This is a genomic window from Silicimonas algicola, from assembly GCF_003148765.1.
GTDB lineage: Bacteria > Pseudomonadota > Alphaproteobacteria > Rhodobacterales > Rhodobacteraceae > Silicimonas > Silicimonas algicola.
This window is the reverse complement of sequence record NZ_QGGV01000010.1, coordinates 1-16,172: the sequence shown is the minus strand read 5'-3', so window position 1 is coordinate 16,172 and position 16,172 is coordinate 1. Positions and strand designations below refer to the sequence as shown.

19 protein-coding genes and 1 tRNA gene are annotated in these 16,172 nt (G+C 65.0%); 5 read left to right on the top strand and 15 right to left on the bottom strand.

All coding sequences use genetic code 11. From position 1 onward, the window contains the following. Positions 1–94 precede the first annotated feature (94 nt). From C8D95_RS17645 to rbfA, 12 genes are all read right to left on the bottom strand, one after another. Positions 95–766 (bottom strand): aquaporin, encoded by a 672-nt coding sequence (locus C8D95_RS17645; protein WP_109760524.1) that lies wholly within the window; start codon positions 764–766, stop codon positions 95–97. Then, on the bottom strand, positions 763–1,275 hold the full coding sequence (locus C8D95_RS17640; protein ID WP_109760665.1) for an arsenate reductase ArsC: 513 nt from the start codon (positions 1,273–1,275) through the stop codon (positions 763–765). The genes C8D95_RS17645 and C8D95_RS17640 overlap by 4 nt, the downstream gene beginning before the upstream one ends. A 10-nt stretch (positions 1,276–1,285) precedes the next feature. Beyond that, positions 1,286–1,618 carry an ArsR/SmtB family transcription factor gene (locus C8D95_RS17635; RefSeq protein ID WP_109760523.1) on the bottom strand — a complete coding sequence of 111 codons (333 nt, stop codon included), beginning with the start codon at positions 1,616–1,618 and terminating at the stop codon, positions 1,286–1,288. A gap of 41 nt (positions 1,619–1,659) precedes the next feature. Next, positions 1,660–2,100: a DUF3775 domain-containing protein gene (locus tag C8D95_RS17630; RefSeq protein ID WP_109760522.1), complete on the bottom strand. Its 441-nt coding sequence runs from the start codon at positions 2,098–2,100 to the stop codon at positions 1,660–1,662. 106 nt (positions 2,101–2,206) lie between these two features. Next, positions 2,207–2,950 (bottom strand): hypothetical protein, encoded by a 744-nt coding sequence (locus C8D95_RS17625; RefSeq protein WP_109760521.1) that lies wholly within the window; start codon positions 2,948–2,950, stop codon positions 2,207–2,209. Positions 2,951–3,036: 86 nt separating this feature from the next. Next, entirely contained in the window at positions 3,037–4,146 is a 1,110-nt protein-coding gene (locus tag C8D95_RS17620; RefSeq protein ID WP_109760520.1) for a THUMP domain-containing class I SAM-dependent RNA methyltransferase, read from the bottom strand. Further along, on the bottom strand, positions 4,143–4,787 hold the full coding sequence (locus C8D95_RS17615) for a CatB-related O-acetyltransferase (RefSeq protein WP_109760519.1): 645 nt from the start codon (positions 4,785–4,787) through the stop codon (positions 4,143–4,145). Before C8D95_RS17615 ends, C8D95_RS17620 begins: the two co-directional genes overlap by 4 nt. A 238-nt stretch (positions 4,788–5,025) precedes the next feature. Then, positions 5,026–5,295: a 30S ribosomal protein S15 gene (gene rpsO / locus C8D95_RS17610; RefSeq protein ID WP_109760518.1), complete on the bottom strand. Its 270-nt coding sequence runs from the start codon at positions 5,293–5,295 to the stop codon at positions 5,026–5,028. A gap of 493 nt (positions 5,296–5,788) precedes the next feature. After that, on the bottom strand, positions 5,789–6,301 hold the full coding sequence (locus tag C8D95_RS17605; RefSeq protein ID WP_109760517.1) for a DUF1643 domain-containing protein: 513 nt from the start codon (positions 6,299–6,301) through the stop codon (positions 5,789–5,791). Beyond that, positions 6,298–7,203, bottom strand: a complete 906-nt coding sequence (gene truB, locus C8D95_RS17600; RefSeq protein WP_109760516.1) for a tRNA pseudouridine(55) synthase TruB — start codon at positions 7,201–7,203, stop codon at positions 6,298–6,300. Before truB ends, C8D95_RS17605 begins: the two co-directional genes overlap by 4 nt. Positions 7,204–7,253: 50 nt before the next feature. After that, positions 7,254–8,003 carry a phosphodiester glycosidase family protein gene (locus C8D95_RS17595; RefSeq protein ID WP_109760515.1) on the bottom strand — a complete coding sequence of 250 codons (750 nt, stop codon included), beginning with the start codon at positions 8,001–8,003 and terminating at the stop codon, positions 7,254–7,256. Continuing rightward, on the bottom strand, positions 7,975–8,373 hold the full coding sequence (gene rbfA / locus C8D95_RS17590) for a 30S ribosome-binding factor RbfA (RefSeq protein WP_109760514.1): 399 nt from the start codon (positions 8,371–8,373) through the stop codon (positions 7,975–7,977). Before rbfA ends, C8D95_RS17595 begins: the two co-directional genes overlap by 29 nt. Before the next feature lie 164 nt (positions 8,374–8,537). Between rbfA and dapB the strand changes: the two genes are divergently transcribed. Beyond that, complete coding sequence (dapB, locus tag C8D95_RS17585; RefSeq protein ID WP_109760513.1) at positions 8,538–9,350, top strand: 4-hydroxy-tetrahydrodipicolinate reductase; 813 nt, start codon at positions 8,538–8,540, stop codon at positions 9,348–9,350. 60 nt (positions 9,351–9,410) lie between these two features. Continuing rightward, positions 9,411–9,500, top strand: a tRNA-Ser gene (locus C8D95_RS17580). A 317-nt stretch (positions 9,501–9,817) separates the two neighbouring features. Here C8D95_RS17580 and C8D95_RS17575 read toward each other — a convergent pair. From C8D95_RS17575 to C8D95_RS17565, 3 genes are read right to left on the bottom strand one after another with little or no spacing between them, the layout of a single operon-like run. Then, a complete protein-coding gene (locus C8D95_RS17575) occupies positions 9,818–11,482 on the bottom strand; it encodes a recombinase family protein (RefSeq protein ID WP_109760512.1) in 1,665 nt (554 codons plus the stop codon). After that, complete coding sequence (locus C8D95_RS17570; protein WP_206508395.1) at positions 11,479–11,886, bottom strand: DUF2924 domain-containing protein; 408 nt, start codon at positions 11,884–11,886, stop codon at positions 11,479–11,481. Before C8D95_RS17570 ends, C8D95_RS17575 begins: the two co-directional genes overlap by 4 nt. Next, complete coding sequence (locus C8D95_RS17565; protein WP_109760511.1) at positions 11,883–12,125, bottom strand: DUF3489 domain-containing protein; 243 nt, start codon at positions 12,123–12,125, stop codon at positions 11,883–11,885. The genes C8D95_RS17570 and C8D95_RS17565 overlap by 4 nt, the downstream gene beginning before the upstream one ends. A 374-nt stretch (positions 12,126–12,499) precedes the next feature. Here C8D95_RS17565 and C8D95_RS17560 point away from each other — a divergent pair, with 374 nt between their 5' ends. From C8D95_RS17560 to terL, 3 genes are read left to right on the top strand one after another with little or no spacing between them, the layout of a single operon-like run. After that, positions 12,500–13,954, top strand: coding sequence for a DNA modification methylase (locus tag C8D95_RS17560; RefSeq protein ID WP_109760510.1), 1,455 nt, complete (start codon positions 12,500–12,502; stop codon positions 13,952–13,954). Continuing rightward, positions 13,947–14,339: a DUF5681 domain-containing protein gene (locus C8D95_RS17555; RefSeq protein WP_109760509.1), complete on the top strand. Its 393-nt coding sequence runs from the start codon at positions 13,947–13,949 to the stop codon at positions 14,337–14,339. Before C8D95_RS17560 ends, C8D95_RS17555 begins: the two co-directional genes overlap by 8 nt. Positions 14,340–14,361: 22 nt before the next feature. Continuing rightward, a complete protein-coding gene (gene terL, locus C8D95_RS17550) occupies positions 14,362–15,777 on the top strand; it encodes a phage terminase large subunit (RefSeq protein WP_164721536.1) in 1,416 nt (471 codons plus the stop codon). The last annotated feature ends 395 nt before the right edge of the window (positions 15,778–16,172 follow it).

Genomic DNA, 16,172 nt, shown 5'->3' with positions numbered 1-16,172 from the left:
TCCTTCGCGTTCGCCGGGGTCCGTAGCGTCACGTCTCAGATTGGCGGGCCATACAGGAGAATGGCCGGGTTGGAAAGGGCGTGTGCCCGGCCCGTCACCGGGGCGCGTTGCGGTCGGGCACGAAGAGCCACCCCCCGAGGGCGGCGGCGAGGAGCGCGCCTGCGATCTCGGCCAGAACGAAGGCGGGCACGTCGGCGGGACGGATCCCGGCGAAGGTGTCCGACAGGCCGCGGGCGATGGCGACGGCGGGATTGGCGAAGCTGGTCGAGGCGGTGAACCAGTAGGCTGCGCTGATGTAGAGGCCGACGAGCCACGGGACCGCGTCGGCGCGGTGGCGCAGGCCGCCGAGGATCGTCAGGAGCAGGCCGAAGGTCGCGACGACCTCGGCGATCCATTGGCCGGCGTCGGTGCGCGCGCGGGTCGAGATCTGGAGCATGGGCAGTTCGAACATGGCGTGCGCGAGAAGGCTGCCGGCGATACCGCCCGCGATCTGGGCGGCGACGTAGGCCAGGGCGAGGCCTGGGGCGAGGTCACGGCGGGCGGCGAAGACAAGCGTCACGGCGGGGTTGAAGTGCGCGCCCGAGACGGGGCCGAGGATGGTGATGAGGACGATCAGGATCGCTCCCGTGGGGATCGTGTTGCCGAGAAGCGAGACGGCGTCGTCGGCGGAGAGCGCGTCGGCCATGATGCCCGAACCGACGACGGTCGCGACGAGGAGGGCAGTGCCGAGCGCTTCGGCCACCAGTCGGCGGGGCGTGTCGGTCATTCGGTCGGGGCGGGCGTGGTGTCGCGGCCGATCTCGGCCAGTCGGGCGCGCAGCGAGGCCTTGTCGAGCGACTCGGTCGGCAGGTTCACGAAGGCGGTGATCCGGTTGCGCAGCATCCGGTAGGTGTCGGAGAAGGCGAGACGGCGTTCCGCCTCGGTCCCGGTCGCTGCGGCGGGATCTGGCAGGCCCCAGTGCGCCGACATCGGATGGCCGGGCCAGTAGGGGCATTCCTCGGCCGCCGCCTGGTCGCAGACGGTGAAGATGAAGTCCATCTTCGGCGCTCCGGGTCCGGCGAATTCGTCCCAGCTTTTCGAGCGCGCGAAGGCGGTGTCGTGGCCGAGACGTGTGAGCAGGTCGATGGCGTACGGGTGCGGCTGGCCCGAGGGCCGCGAGCCGGCCGAGAAGCCGCGGAAGCGGCCTGCGCCCTCGCGGGTCATGATCGCCTCGCCCAGGATCGAGCGGGCGGAGTTGCCGGTGCAGAGGAAGAGGACGTTGTAGGGTTCGCGCATGATAGGCATCTCAGCAGGAGCAGGCGACTTCCTGGATGACGGGTTGGCAGAGTTCGGAGCGACCGCCGCAGCAGTCTTCCATCAGGAAACCAAGGAGCCCGCGCATGCCTTCCATGTCGGCGAAATAGCGGATCCCCCGGCCCTCGCGGCGGTTCCGCACGAGGCCGGCCTGATGAAGGATCGAAAGGTGGGAAGACATCGTGTTCTGGCGGACGCCCAGGCGGTCGCCGATCTCGCCCGCAGGCAGGCCCTCGGCGCCGGCCTGGACGAGCAGACGGAAGGCGTCGAGACGAACGTCCTGGGACAGGGCGGAGAGGGCGGCGAGGCTGTTTGTCTTATCCATATATCCAGAATTCCAGATATATGGATTCGATGCAAGCCCTGTTACACGTTGTTCTCGACGTAGTCGGCACAGGAAAGGCCGATGACGTTCAGGCCTTCTTCCAGGTAGTCACCCAGAAGCGGCGTGCCCACGAGGTATTGCGCGGTGCGGTCGTTGTGCCCTTCCTCGGCCATGCGACGGGCTTCGTCCCAGCTGTCGGGGCCTTCGGCGCGACCGAGCCACATGATGGCGACGAGGTCGATCTGCGCGCCGTGGTTGAGATCGGAGATGACCGAGAGAAGCTCGTGCCGGACGGGGTCGGACGGTCGATCCTCGAGCACGGCGGCGTCGATGTCGTCGTCGTCGAGCCGCGATGCCGCCGGATCGGACGACCCCGTCTTGACGTCGAACTCGCGCGCCTTCTCGATGACATAGCATACGGTGTCGAGCGGGACGCGGAGGTCCGGCGTGTCCGTGTCGGGTGTCTGGCGGCTGAGCGTCATGGGACCTGTCCTGCGAAAGCTGTTCCGCCATGGTGGCGGGCCGATGCCTCTCGAGACATGATGCAGGTCAAACGCGGGTCAAGTGCGCGGGGCGGGTGTCCGCCCCTCAGTGCATCCGCGGCGCGGCTTCGAGTTGCGAGGCGGCCGCCAGCGCCGCCGTCTGGCCAAGGATCACCTGCGCCGCCTCGGTCGGGAAGTACACTCCGTTGACGAAGGTCTGCCCCCGGCCATAGCGCAACCCGGCCGAGATCACGAAGGGCGGGATGCGGCGCGGCGCGAGGCGGGCGGCGTCCGTTGCGGGGTCCGACAGCCGGGATTGTGCGCGGTCGTAGCGGATGCGGTCCTCTGCGCCCAGCGCGGCCATCCGTTCGGCCAGGGCTCGGCCCGACGTGCGGCCGAGGAGAATGTCGGTGGATACGTCGAAGCGCGAGAAATAGGCGTCGAAGAAACAGGCCGTCGCGATGATGCGGTCCGCGATCTCGTTGACGAGGCGCGCGGCAGGGGACGCGACGCTCGACCCGGCGAAGGGCGCGAGGATGGCGTTGACCCGCGCGACATCGCCGAAGAGCACCATGAGGTCGACCTGCGCGTTCGGATCGATCGAGCGGAAGTCGTCCGTGTAGTGAAAATGCTGGAAGCTGTCGTGGCCAAGCGCGTCGGTTTCGACGAAGAGCGCCTCGGAGTCCGCATTGCGGATCAGGTCCAGCGGACGACGGTCGGGACCGTAGGACAGGGGGCGGTTTTCCTTCATCGTGGCGATCAGCCTGGCCGCGTCGTCACCGATGCCGATCATCCGCCGCTTGAGCCGACGGACGCAGAGTTCCCTGGGCGGTTTCCGTGCGAACATCATGGCCGTGTCCCCGTTCTGGATGCGCCTCCGATCTCGACCCCGGATTCGGGCAAAATTGCGGCGGCTTCGTGAAGGGATTGCCGAGGTCAGAGAGGGCCGGTCTGATAGAGACGGACGCGGATCCCTCCGTGGTCGATGAACGGACCGGGTTCGGCGAAGGGAAGGCCCGTCGATTTCACCAGGCCGGGCTCGGACGTGACGAGGGCGATGCGCCAGCCCCGAAACCTTTCCTTCATGGCCTTTCCGAAGCTTGCGTGCAGCGCATGAAGCGGACCCTTGGCGCCGATGCGGCCGCCGTAGGGCGGGTTCGCGATGACGAGGCCGGGGCGTCCCTCGGGCGGGGCCACGTCCGAGACGTCCATGCGCTGGAAACGGATGATTTCCGAAACGCGGGCCCTTGTCGCGTTTTCGCCCGCCATCCGGACGGCCCCCTGGTCCCGGTCCGAGCCGAAGAAGCGGGGCGGGCCAGGGGGCGTAACCCGGTCGTGTGCATGGCGCATCGCCTCCCAGCCTGTTGCGTCGAAGGTGGCCAGCGTCTCGAACGCGAACGCGCGGGCGCGGCCGGGGGCCAGGTCGGACGCGATCTCGGCTGCCTCGATGGGGAAGGTTCCTGAGCCGCACATGGGATCGAGGACCGTCTCGCGTCCGTCAAAGCCCGCGGCGCGCAGGAGGAGGGAGGCCATCGTCTCGCGCATGGGCGCCTTCGCGACGGCCTGCTTCAGACCGCGTTTGTGGAGCGACGCGCCCGAGGTGTCGACGCTGAGCGTGGCCAGGTCGTCCTCGATCCGAAGCTTCAGGACGATGGCGGCGTCCTTGGACAGGGGCGCACCGAGGGTTTCGCTCACCGCGCGCTCGATCCTCTGCGCGGCGGCACCGGCATGGTAGATGCGGGACTTGCGGCACGTCGCCTCGACGCGGAACGGAAGGTCGGGCCGCAGCCAGTCCCCCCAGGGTACCTTGCGTGCGCGCTTGTCGAGTTGTGCAAGATGCATGGCGCGGAACGAGGTCAGGCGGACAAGCACGCGCGTCGCGCCGCGCAGACGCAGGTTCGCGCGCCAGGCCTCGGACCAGCCGCCCGACAGCGTGACGCCGCCGGGTATGGTGCCGGTGACGCCGAAGCCCTTCTCGCGCGCTTCGTCCGCGAGGAAGTCTTCGAGACCGGGATGGGTCACGAGGAAGAGTTCGGGCTCGCTCATGGCGCCGCACGCTCGAGCGCGTCCACGTCTCCGCCGCAAATCTCGGACTCGTGGGCGAGGATGCGGTCGATCGGCCAGTCCCACCAGGCGATGCGCATGAGGCGGTCGATCTGCCCGTCGGTGAAACGCCTGCGCAGAACGCGGCCCGGATTGCCTGCCACGATGGCGTAGTCCGGGATGGAGCCTGACACCACGGCACCGGCGCCCACGATGACGCCCGATCCGATCCGTGCACCCGGCAGGATCGTGGCTGCGTCGCCAAGCCAGACATCGTGGCCGACGATGGTGTCCGAAAACGATGTCGGCATCGAAGGGCGCCCGACGGTCGGGCCGCCGAAGATCGCGAAGGGAAAGCTCGATATCCCGTCGTACCTGTGGTTGGCCGAGGCGGTGATGAAGCGTGCGCCGCTGGCGATCTGGCAGAACTTGCCGATCACAAGCTTCTCGGCCGAGAAGGGAAAGATGTAGGGGGCCTTTCGCGCGATCCAGTCGTCTGGCGGGTCGTTCTCGAAGGCATAGGTGTAATCTCCGACCTCGATCCTCGGGTGATCGACGACGGCCTTCAGGAAAACGGCGCCGGGATGGGCGGAGCCATCGGGCAGCCTCAGGGGATGACGTGTGTCGGGAGAGGGGAAGGGCATGGACGCCTCGCTGGTCTGATCTTTGTCGATGGGTGACGGGTCAGATGCAGTGCTGGTCCATGTGCCTTACTCCGGTGATGCGAGGACGTCCCTAGTCGAGATACCGAGGCGGTTCAAGCCGGCTGCGGCTCTGGGCAGGGACGCGGAACGGACGGGCGACGAGTTCACATAGGGAGGGGCTCAACGAAAAAGGGCCGCCCGAGGCAGCCCTTCCGGTGTTCGGTCTTGGAGGCTTGCCTCAGCGACGGAGGCCGAGACGCTCGATCAGGTCCTGATAGCGCTTCTCGTCCTTGGCCTTGACGTAGTCGAGGAGCTTGCGGCGCAGCGCGACGAGCTTGAGAAGACCGCGGCGCGAGTGGTTGTCCTTCGCGTGGGTCTTGAAGTGCTCGGTCAGCGTGGAAATGCGCGACGACAGGATCGCGACCTGCACTTCGGGCGAACCGGTGTCGCCGTCCTTGGTGCCGTAGTCCTTGATCAGCTTCTGCTTTTCTTCGGCAGTGATCGACATCGGGGTCTCCTTTCAGGATCGATGGCGCGAGCCGGGATGTCGTCCAGCAAGGCCCGTGGAGGTGAGATGGGGCGTATAGGCGAAGCGGATGCCGTTGGAAAGCGGAATCTGGGAGCAGATGGAGCGTGGCACGACCGGAACAGGCGTTCCGGAAAGACGACGTGAGGCGGTAACGGCGTCTTCATCAGAAGCTGCCAGATTGCCTGTCATGAGCCGCAGGGGTGCGGCCGCTCCAGAAGGGAGTCCAGGTGACCTTGGAAGGGGCGGCGGACCCGTGCGTGCACGGGGGGCCTGACGGCGGCCGCGATGCGCGGCCGCCGCCCGCCGGTCAGGAAGGGGGGCGCTGCCCCCGTCCCGGCGCAAGGCCGGGCCTCCCCCGGGATATTTTCGGACCAGTGAAGATGCAGGGCAGCGATCCCGTGACGGTTGGCGGCGGGGTCTTTGCGCCGCCGGTGCCGTGGGCTGTGGGTCATTCTGCATGCGTGCCGGCCCTTCAGGTCCAGGAGACCGGGCCAACGCCGTAGGAGACATAGAGCGGGTGCCTCGGGTGGCCGTCCTTCGATAGTCCGAGCGTCAGGAGGGGCTTGCCACTGGCGTTGAGGATCGCGGCGACTGCTTGCCCCCGAGACCGATGCGCGCCGTGGATGCCCCAGGCGCAGAGGACGGCGTCGCTCCAGTCCGCAGCCTCGGCGATCTGGGCGTCGTTCGCCGCACCGACTGGCCGCTCGGCGCGGCGCAGTCGGGCGGGATCGGTCTCGCGCAGGGCGAAGAGGTTCGCGACGCGGAAGGCGCCATAGCCGAGAGCACGGGCGCGGCGTTCGCAGCGCTCGACGGTGGGGTCGTTTGCGGCTTCGGTGGCGGTCGAGGGGTTCAGCATGACGTAGAGAAGGCGCGGGCCGGCCGCGTCCCAGGTCCGGGTCAGCGCGTAGCGGTAGCGGAGGCAGGGCGAATAGACCGCCGCGCTGTCGCGCCCGTCGCCAGTGTGGCGGCGGGTGACGAGGGTCACGAGGCGAAGACGCGGGTCGGATGCAGTTCGCCCGCGCGGTAGGTGCCGACGGCGACAGCCTCGCCCTGGTAGGAGGCCCAGGCCATCTCGCCGTATTCCGCGTCGGAGGCGATCACCATGCCGGGATTGCCGTTTCTGAGCCGCGCGGCGCCCTCGGCAGTCGCGGGCAATTCGGGCAGATCGGCAAGTCCGGTCTCGAGCGGTAGGAGAAGCTCGTCGAGCTCGGGCGTGCGGGCGAGGCGTTCGACGTCGTCGAGGGTCACAGCGTCATCGAGATCGAATGGCCCGGCCCAGGTGCGTCTGAGCGTGACGACGTGGCCGAAGCAGCCGAGCGCTTCTCCAAGGTCGCGGGCGATGGCGCGGACATATCCGCCCTTGCCGCAGACCATCCGCAGTTGTGCGTGGTCGGGATCGAGGCGGGCCAGGAGGTCGAGACTCTCGACGTAGAGCGGGCGCGCCTCGATCTCGACGGTCTCGCCGGCGCGGGCGAGCGTATAAGCGCGCTCGCCCTCGATCTTCACGGCGGAAAAGGCGGGCGGTGTCTGGAGGATGTCGCCGGTGAAGGCGGGCAGGGCCGCGCGGATTTCTTCGTCGGTGGGGCGGGTGTCGGAGGTGGCCGTTACCTCGCCCTCGGCGTCGTCGGTGTTGGTGGAGGCGCCAAGGCGGATCGTGAAGTCGTAGGCCTTGAGCGCGTCGGTGACGAAGGGCACCGTCTTGGTCGCCTCACCCAGCGCGATGGCAAGGAGGCCGGTTGCGTCGGGGTCGAGGGTGCCTGCGTGGCCGGCCTTCTTCGCGTCGAAAGCCCACCTGACCTTGTTCACCACGGCGGTCGAGGTCGGTCCGGCGGGCTTGTCCACCACCAGCCATCCCGAGATGTCGCGTCCCTTTTTGCGCCGTGCCATGCTCGTCCCCTTCCGAGAGGCGGCGTGCTAGCGCCTCGCGGGCGCAAATGTCAATCGGTGGGAACGGTGACGCCAAGGATCGGCCCCATCGGAAAACCGAAGTCCTGGCGGCGGAGCTCGGGCGCGTAGAGGCGCGAGATGTTGCCGTCGAGGAAGAGGGCGTTCGGCGTTCCGAGGACATCGCGGAAGAACCGCGCGAAGCGGTGGAAGGTCACCGGGCGGTTCGAGATCGCGACGATCATCCGTCCCTCCGGCGTGACGCCGACACCGTTGCGGATGTAGCGAGACCGCGAGTCGGGCAAGAAGCGCGGATGGAGCGCGCCGTCGATGACGAGCATCGGCCCGGATTGCGTGGCATAGCGGCAGGCGGGTGGTTCGGCGGCGAAAGCACGGGATTCGACCACGCGCGCCCAGCCGTCGCCGATGCAGAGCACGCCGTTCGGCAGGAGACCGAAGTTGCCCGGGCCCTTGCGGGTGACGATACGCGCGCGTTCGGTCCCGTCCTCGACGTAAAGCCCGACGGGGCGCCGGTCGGGATGATACATGCCGGCGTTGACCGCAAAGGCGAGGCGCCTTCCTTCGGACGCTAGGGACGCATCGACATTCTCGAAGGTGCCGAGCAGCCTTCCGTCATCGTCTCGGAGGAAGAGCCGGATGTCGTCGGTTGCGGGGTCGGCCTCGCACACGGTGAAGGGCGTGTCCTCGAATGCCACGTCCCGGCATCCGGCCGCCTGCGCGGTCCCGGAGAAGAGCGACGCAAGAAGGATCGCGCTACTCGCGATCCAGGTCGCGGCGGACATTCTCGTCGGCGAACATGGCGCGTGTGTCGTCGAGACGGTCGAAGGTCTCGTCGATCTCGTAGCGGATTTCGGGCGTGAACTTGAGCTGAAGGCTGCGGCCCACGACGCGGCGGATCTCGGAGCGGTTGCGGCGCAGCGCGTCGAGCGCCTCGTCGCGCTGGCCGCCGCCGAGCGGAAGGACATAGGCGGTCGCGGTCCGTAGGTCGGGCGTGCAGGTCACCTCACCCACGGTGATCGAGAGGCGATTGAGGTCGGGATCGTGGATATCGCCCTGGGTCAGGATGTCCGACAGCCTGCGTCGGATCAGCTCGGCCACGCGAAGCTGGCGCTGCGAGGGGCCGGACGTGTCGGAGAAGCGGGAGCGTGCCATGTCCTCGCATCTAGGCCTTGAAGCGTCTCGGGACAAGTCGCGATGCAAGGGGCTCCGCCCCCTCGGCCTTTGGCGTCTCCCCCGGAGGATTTGCGGATTGAAGAAGTTGCGGGTTTGCGGATGGGAGCCGCTGGCGTAAGGAAGGCGCGGATAGGGAGGGTGCGATGGACGACTTGCCGAACGTGGTTGTGACGGGCGCTTCGGGGCGCATGGGGCGGATCCTGATCGGCGCCTTGCAGCGGTCGGACGTGCTGCGCCTGTCGGGCGCGGTCGAGAAGCCGGGCAACCCCTGGGTCGGCCGGTCGCTGTCCGACGTGCTGCCTAGTGCCCCGGAGGGTATCTTGGTGTCGGACGATCCGCTCGAGGCCTTCGCCGAGGCTCAGGCGGTGATCGATTTCACCACGCCCGAGGCCACCGTCGCCCATGCCGCCATCGCGGCGCAGGCGCGCACGGTTCATGTGGTGGGCACGACAGGTCTGAGCGAGGGAGATTTGGCGAAGCTGAGGGCAGCGGCGCGTCACGCGACCATCGTGCGCGCCGGGAACATGAGCCTTGGCGTCAATCTTCTGGTGCAACTCACGCGGCGTGTCGCGGCGGCCTTGGACACGGACTACGACATCGAGATCGTCGAGGCGCACCACCGTCACAAGGTGGATGCGCCCTCCGGCACTGCACTGATGCTGGGCGAGGCCGCGGCGGCTGGACGCGGCGTATCGCTGCGTGCGGTCGAGGATCGCGGTCGTGACGGGATCACTGGTGCGCGCGAGGCCGGACACATCGGGTTCTCGGCGATCCGGGGCGGCGACATCGTGGGCGAGCACGACGTCATCTTCGCCGCGCCCGGCGAGCGGATCGTCCTGCGCCACATCGCCACCGACCGCAGCCTTTTCGCACGAGGCGCCCTGAAGGCGGCGCTTTGGGGACAGGGTCGCTCGCCGGGCGAATACGACATGCTGGACGTCCTCGGATTGAAGTGACGACACCGTCAGGCTTGCGCTTGATCCCGGTCGGATATTGCTGCTAAACGCCAGCCTGCCGGAGAGGTGGCCGAGTGGTCGAAGGCGCACGCCTGGAAAGTGTGTAGGCGGGAAACCGTCTCCAGGGTTCGAATCCCTGTCTCTCCGCCAGCCACCTAAGCCATTGATATATAATTTAAAATGGCCGAAAATCCTCCCGACATTCCCGCGACTTGTCTGCGTGCTCACTGAACGGAGACGCCTCTCGGAGACATGTCAGGTAGCAATTGGCCGCTGAGTCTCCGGAGGCAGCAACTGCGGGTACGGTTTTGGCCGGACATTCCCTGCTGGCAGGGAATTTGCAGGGAATTTTCCGCATACTCGCAGTTTCCGTCACTTTCGGGCGGGCAAAGCTCATCCAAAACAGTTGCTTACAAGTCAATTCCCTGCGCCTCCGAGCAGGGAATGTGCAGGGAATTCGCTTCGGATCAGGGGAGACCGAAGAGCCGTTCCTGTTCGATCCAGTCGAGGGGGATATCAAGAACGAGCATTCGTCGGAGCGTCAGCTCCGGCGCCAGGGTCCCGGTTGCGATCGCGCGCTGGATCCGGGGCGAGAGAAACGCGAACGGCGCGCGGGTCCGGATATGTACCTCGTGGTGCCCGGCTTCTGCAGCGAGGTCCCCCATAGGCGTGCCAGTCCGCAGAGCTGCGGTCCAACGATGAGCATCTTGCAGGGTCTTTAAGAGGACGGGATCGGGCTTCTCGGCCCGGTCGCCGACGATGAGCTTCACTTCGACCCCGCGCCGGCGCAACCGGACCTCTGCCGATACCTTGCCGACCTCCGATGCGAGGCTGTCTGCTGAGACGGAGAGGGCCGTTGCGATGGTAATACGGTCCAGCTTCAGGGAGATTTCTTTGGCCCCTACAACCCCTGACACGAGGACGCCCCTGAGTAGTGAGGGGACTGGTCGACGCAAGGAAGCTGCAAGGGCGCGTGCAGCCGTGGCAAGATCAGAAGCGGCCCTAAGGTCGGGATCGGTAAGCAATTGATGTCCGGAGGCCGCCCGCTCGAGGTGATCTGCGACGAGCCCCGCGACGAGGCTCTCAAGTTTCGAGGCAGGCAGGCGCCAACCGGTGGGATCGGGTCCACCGGCAACGAGCCGGTTCGAGACGTAGTACCGGTGCCGACGACCCGCCTTCATGGTTGAGGTCGGCGTCAACCGATCGCCGGTCTCATCGCGGAGCTTGCCCGCGAGGAGTGCCGGATCTGCGTCGGACCTTCGCCCCCTCCCGCGCCGCGCCGATGCCTGCAGGTTCTCCTGGACCCGGTTCCAGAGATCCTCGTTGAGGATCGCCTGGTGCCGCCCAGGCCAGACTAGCTCCTTATGCCGGATGCGACCGAGATAGACCGGGTTCAAGAGGACCTTGTGGATGTGACCGGTGGAGAAGACATTCCCGCCCTGAGTACGCCCGGTCCGAAACACGTAGCGCTTCGACCGAAGCCCGAGCGCTGCGGCCTCGCGCGCCACCAGGATGAGGTTGCCATGGCGGTCGTAGAGATCGAAGATCGTCCGCACTGTCTCGGCCTCGGCCTCGTTGACCACGAGTTCCCGGACCTTGGGATCGGGATGGGGATCGTAGCCGAGAGGGACGATCCCGCCCATCCACATTCCCTGCCTCTTCGAGGCGGCAATCTTGTCGCGGATACGCTCGGCGGTCACCTCCCGTTCAAACTGGGCGAAGGACAGCAGGACGTTCAAGGTGAGTCGGCCCATCGAAGAGGCCGTGTTGAATGCCTGCGTCACTGAGACAAAGGAACAACCCGAAGCATCCAGTCGTTCGACCAGCTTGGCGAAGTCCGCCAAGGACCGGGTGAGCCGGTCGATCTTGTAGACCACCACCATCGCGACGCGGCCCGCGTCGATCTCGGAAAGCAGCTGTTGCAGGGCGGGGCGTTCGAGCGTGCCCCCGGAGACGCCACCATCGTCGAAACGGTCCTTCGCAAGGATCCAGCCCTCCTGCCTCTGGCTCGCGACATACGCGGCACAGGCCTCGTACTGGGCGTCGAGCGAGTTGAAGCTCTGCTCCAGTCCCTCGTCGGAAGACTTCCGGGTGTAGATCGCGCAGCGCACCTTCGCCGCAACAGCCATCATCGAGCCTCTCCCAGGCCGAAGAACCGGGGACCGGACCAGCGCGCGCCGGTGATGGCGCGAGCGACCGCCGAGAGGGAGCGGTAACTCGCGCTGTTCCAACGGAAGCCATCTTCGGTGACCTGGACGACGTGGGTTATGCCGTTCCACTCCCGGAGCAGCCGGCCGCCCGGTTTGAGGTCCGACCCGGCCGGCGCGACATGCCTCGCCCGGTACCGGTCCAGGTCCTTCACGAAGCCCTTTGGCAGCCCTCCCATCCGGCGGGCCTGGACCTCGAAGGCCAGAAATCGGCGGAGGAAAGGCTGGCTGAGGCTCTTGGGGACCGGTTTGCCGAACATCCCGGACCAGGCGGCAACAAGTGCCGCCCGGTCCATTGCTTCGATCTCCGGCACCGTCGGGAGCGTCATGCCCCCTCCGGACTTGCCGTGATCCGGTAGACGGGCGCGCCACCCTCGGATCTTGGCTCTGTCCGATCGACGCGGAAGCCCGCCTTTCGGAGGGTGCTGAGCGCCGCCCGCACCGAATGCGGCTGCCACCCGGTGGCCTCCTGAAGGGTCGCGAGGTCCGCCCCTGCCTTCCGCGACAAGAGCCGCCTTAGGGTCGCTGACTTGGTCTTGCGCGGTTTGACGTCAGTGGATTTGCTCATCCTGGTCTCCTCTGTTTGCCCGGGTCGACACCGTGCCGGCCCTCACCGAGGAAAGCCCGGACCGGCCGGGCGCTTCGCCACTGACGCTCCGTTCGCCGAGGAAGTCCAGTCTAACCTGCGAAGGGCAAGACCGTGTCGCCCTCCAAACCGTTTGTCAACTATCCCAATGGGTTGTGGGGTAGGTGCGGTTGACAGGGAGGGGATACTGTGCCACTCAGAAGGCCTAGATAGAACCCGGCAACGACAGGAAGTCTATTACCCGCGGTTCGTCCACCGTGATCCAGGAGGGTCACGACGTGGATGAGCTGAGCGTATTGCTTCCGTGTACCGCACAGCCGTCTTCGTCGCCTCCTGGTAAGCATGCAGGAGGTCATATGGAACCCAAGTCAAAAAAAGTCCTGAGCGAGGTCTCCGGTTCACCGGCGAAGCCTTTCGACATTCCGCGCGAGCCAAACAACCTGAAGAACGATCTTTTCGGGGAGATGTGCATCCTGTGGTTGGCCATCGCGCTCATCGATGCGGGGCCACGTCGAGTTCGGCGTGCGCTCGAGAAACAAGTAGAAGCCGTTGTTCAAGCGATCGAGACCTTTGGCTTCCGCGTACCGATCCTCGTTCGTCATGGTGCGAGTGGCGAAAGATATGAGGTTGTAGATGGCCACATCAGGCTTGAGGCCGCCAGCCGGCTTGGAGCCGAGCAACTGCCCCGCATCTTGGTCGGTGATCTTTCTGACGTGGACCTGCGCAGGTTGGCGCTGTCGTTGAACAAGCTGCAGGAAAGCGGTGAGTGGGATAACGAGACACTGCGGATCGAGTTTGCCGACTTGCTCCAGATAGGGGTCGATCTGGAAGTGACCGGATTCAAAGTGCCCGAGATCGATGTCATCCTCCAGGACCATTCAGTTGGTGCATCCGACGAAGATCCTCTGGATGACCTGGATGGCTTGGCTGCGGATGGCTTGAGCCAAGTAACCCGTCCCGGAGACGTTTGGATTGCCGGCCATCACCGGATTTTCTGCGGTCGTGCGCAGGACATGGGCGAACTCGCCCACGGCGGTGTTGCGCGTGAAGCGGCCATGCTGATTACGGACCCCCCTTGGAATGTCAAGATCAGCGGCCATGTCAGCACCGTCAACGGGCGACACGCGGAGTTCGCCGAAGCAAGCGGCGAGATGCAGCCGGTGGAGTTTGTCCGGTTTCTCGTCGAATGTCTGGGGCCCTCAATTGCTCTGCTGCGTTCCGGCGGCGTTGCCTTTATCTTCATGGACTGGCGTCATGTGTCGGAGTTGAACGAGACGCTTCTGCAACTCGGTGTCGAGCAGATCAACCTGGCGGTGTGGGTCAAACGCGCGCCAGGCATGGGAACGCTCTACAGGTCGCAGCACGAGTTGGTGTTCGTCCTTCGCAAGCCCGGTGCGCGGCATCGCAACAATGTCCAGCTCGGCCGGTTTGGGCGCAACCGCTCTAACGTCTGGGAATACGGTGGCGCCACTAGCGGCAAGACGGACGAGGATGACTTCACCGTGCATCCGACCGTGAAACCGGTGGCGATGGTTCGCGACGCCATTCTTGATGTCACAGCACCAGGCGACGTGGTCCTCGACTGCTTCCTGGGGTCTGGATCGACGCTGATTGCTGCCGAGTCATCGCGTCGGCGCTGCGTCGGTGTCGAGATCGAACCTCGCTATGTCGACCTTGCGCTTCGGCGCTGGATGGACCTGACCGGGCAAAAGGTCATTCATGCGGAAACCGGTGAGACCTATGAGGCTGTCTCGGCCAGGCGCGCGGTGAAGCTTCTGCCGGCTCCGGACGAGGAGGATCCAAATGTCTGACGGTTACGATGTGGGCTATCGCAGGCCCCCGGAACATGGACGGTTCAAGAAGGGCCAATCCGGCAACCCGGCAGGTAGGCGCACGGAGCAGGAGCGCTTCGCCACCGTCCTCCGAGAGGAGCTCGCTAACGAGATCGTCATGAAGGTCGGCGACAAGAAACTCAAGGCCTCGGTCATGCGTGGTCTGACCAAGTTGCTGATCAATATGGCTCTCGCAGGCGACAAGAAGGCCATCGCGGAACTCATGCGGCAGATCAACCGATACTTCCCGGAGACGCATGCTGCTGAGGATGCGTCACTCCCGCCAACCGAAGAAGACCTGCAAATTCTCGAGAACTTCGTGCGGCGTCGCCTCGGACGCACGGGTTCCGGTGTGGAGGACTAGATTTATGGCGACAAACTCTGAAATGAACGCCGTACTCCGCCAAGATTTTCCCGCCTTCGTCGAAAAGGTCTTCCATACACTGAACCCCGGGCAGGAATACCTTCACAACTGGCATATCGACGCCATTACTTGGCTCCTGTCCTGCGTGATGAACGGTGAGACGAAGCGCGTTATGGTCAACGTTCCTCCCCGGACGTTGAAATCCATGATTATCTCTATCGCCTGGCCTGCCTTTGTGCTGGGGCACGACCCGACTATGCAAATCTTTGTGGTATCGCACAGCCTTGATCTCGCCGAGGAACATCATGCTGCGTTCCGGACCGTCATAGAGTCCGTTTGGTACACGGACGCCTTCCCGACCATGGTGCCGAAGGCGGATAAGGATACTGCTCTCATGCTGAAGACGAGCGAAGGTGGCTTCCGCAAGGCGTATTCGGTCGGCAGTAAGATCACGGGCCTAGGCGCCGACATCATGATCCTGGATGATACGCTTGATGCCTCGGACGCTCTGAATGAGGCGGCGTGCGCGAAGGTGAACCACTGGATTGCAAACGTTCTGATGGGGCGCTTCAACAAAGGCTCCGAAGGCATCATAGTTTTGGTGATGCAACGGCTTGCCATGAACGACCCGGCGGCATTTCTCCGGCAGCTTGAACCCTGGAATATGCTCTCACTGCCGGCAAAGGCGGAGGTTGACCAGTCGATTCCGATCGGACCGGACGCGACGTATCAGTATGTGAAAGGTGAATTGCTCCACCCTGAGCTTCTGCCCGCCGAGTTTCTGGAGCAGCGCAAGGTCGCCATGGGAACTGCGGGATACAGTGCGCAGTATCTCCAGGCACCGCTTCCCGCCGGTGGCGGCTACATAGACGTGTCGCTGTTCCAGCGCCACAGCGAGTTCCCAAAGGTTTGGGACGCGCGTTTCTTGAGCATTGATGCGGCCTCGGGATCAGACTCGGGATCTTATTCGGTGATCCAGGTCTGGCAGATAAGCGATGGTCGTCTTTACCTTGTCGCCAGTGGCCGAGGCCGTTGGTCGTTTCCGAACCTCAAGAAAGCGGCAATTGCAGCGTTCGACGAGTTCGACGCCGACTTCTACCTGATCGAATTGGCTTCAAGTGGTCGCGCCCTGGCGGAAGAACTTTGGGAGTACTACCCGCGCGAGGTTCGACGGGCGGTGGTCCAATGGTTCAAGCCCACAGAGTCGAAGGAGATCAGGATGGACCGCGCCATGGTGGCCATGGAGGACGGTAGGGTTTTCCTGCCCATGAAGGCCAGCTGGCTGCAGGATCTGATCGAGGAATTGCAGGCCTTTCCGAACGGTGAGTACGATGATCAGGTAGATGCCCTGTCACAAGCTGTCTGGTTCTTTGCACATCCTTACAAACGAAGCCGACATAATCCGAGGAATCGTAGCCGTGTGATCGGAAGGTGGTGACGGTCCTCTACATTCTAGAGCCGCTCTAAGCAAGGTGATCGGAGCGATCGAAGGGCGATCCAGTGGTTCGAACTCCTATCGCTCCGCCACTTACCCCTCGCGAAAGCGTTCTCCCAATCCGGTTGCGGCGGATTTTCCGTTCTTTCGAGAGTTATGCGGAAGGGGCTGTTAACCGGTCCCGGTGCCAGGAGGGGCGAAAGCGGTCTCTCAGAGCGCCATACTGCTTCATCGGGATCTGGCGCCAACACTAAAATACAAAAAAACCGTACTCCTTTCTAGAGCGTGTTGCGGTCGATTCGATTCAGGATTCCCATGAAGTCGGCTGTATGATTCTCTGCCTGCAGGGCAGATATGGGGGTCCGAGATGGGCAAGCCACATCCTATGGCGCTTCGGG

Bases quoted from the DNA above. Each gene is read 5' to 3' on its own strand.
- C8D95_RS17595 (WP_109760515.1), bottom strand. From the start codon at position 8,003: ATGTCCGCCGCGACCTGGATCGCGAGTAGCGCGATCCTTCTTGCGTCG.
- C8D95_RS17630 (WP_109760522.1), bottom strand. From the start codon at position 2,100: ATGACGCTCAGCCGCCAGACACCCGACACGGACACGCCGGACCTCCGC.
- C8D95_RS17635 (WP_109760523.1), bottom strand. From the start codon at position 1,618: ATGGATAAGACAAACAGCCTCGCCGCCCTCTCCGCCCTGTCCCAGGAC.
- truB (WP_109760516.1), bottom strand. From the start codon at position 7,203: ATGGCACGGCGCAAAAAGGGACGCGACATCTCGGGATGGCTGGTGGTG.
- C8D95_RS17625 (WP_109760521.1), bottom strand. From the start codon at position 2,950: ATGATGTTCGCACGGAAACCGCCCAGGGAACTCTGCGTCCGTCGGCTC.
- C8D95_RS17615 (WP_109760519.1), bottom strand. From the start codon at position 4,787: ATGCCCTTCCCCTCTCCCGACACACGTCATCCCCTGAGGCTGCCCGAT.
- C8D95_RS17570 (WP_206508395.1), bottom strand. From the start codon at position 11,886: ATGACGCTCCCGACGGTGCCGGAGATCGAAGCAATGGACCGGGCGGCA.
- C8D95_RS17555 (WP_109760509.1), top strand. From the start codon at position 13,947: ATGTCTGACGGTTACGATGTGGGCTATCGCAGGCCCCCGGAACATGGA.
- C8D95_RS17560 (WP_109760510.1), top strand. From the start codon at position 12,500: ATGGAACCCAAGTCAAAAAAAGTCCTGAGCGAGGTCTCCGGTTCACCG.
- rpsO (WP_109760518.1), bottom strand. From the start codon at position 5,295: ATGTCGATCACTGCCGAAGAAAAGCAGAAGCTGATCAAGGACTACGGC.
- C8D95_RS17645 (WP_109760524.1), bottom strand. From the start codon at position 766: ATGACCGACACGCCCCGCCGACTGGTGGCCGAAGCGCTCGGCACTGCC.
- C8D95_RS17620 (WP_109760520.1), bottom strand. From the start codon at position 4,146: ATGAGCGAGCCCGAACTCTTCCTCGTGACCCATCCCGGTCTCGAAGAC.
- C8D95_RS17565 (WP_109760511.1), bottom strand. From the start codon at position 12,125: ATGAGCAAATCCACTGACGTCAAACCGCGCAAGACCAAGTCAGCGACC.
- rbfA (WP_109760514.1), bottom strand. From the start codon at position 8,373: ATGGCACGCTCCCGCTTCTCCGACACGTCCGGCCCCTCGCAGCGCCAG.
- terL (WP_164721536.1), top strand. From the start codon at position 14,362: ATGAACGCCGTACTCCGCCAAGATTTTCCCGCCTTCGTCGAAAAGGTC.
- C8D95_RS17640 (WP_109760665.1), bottom strand. From the start codon at position 1,275: ATGCGCGAACCCTACAACGTCCTCTTCCTCTGCACCGGCAACTCCGCC.
- C8D95_RS17575 (WP_109760512.1), bottom strand. From the start codon at position 11,482: ATGATGGCTGTTGCGGCGAAGGTGCGCTGCGCGATCTACACCCGGAAG.
- dapB (WP_109760513.1), top strand. From the start codon at position 8,538: ATGGACGACTTGCCGAACGTGGTTGTGACGGGCGCTTCGGGGCGCATG.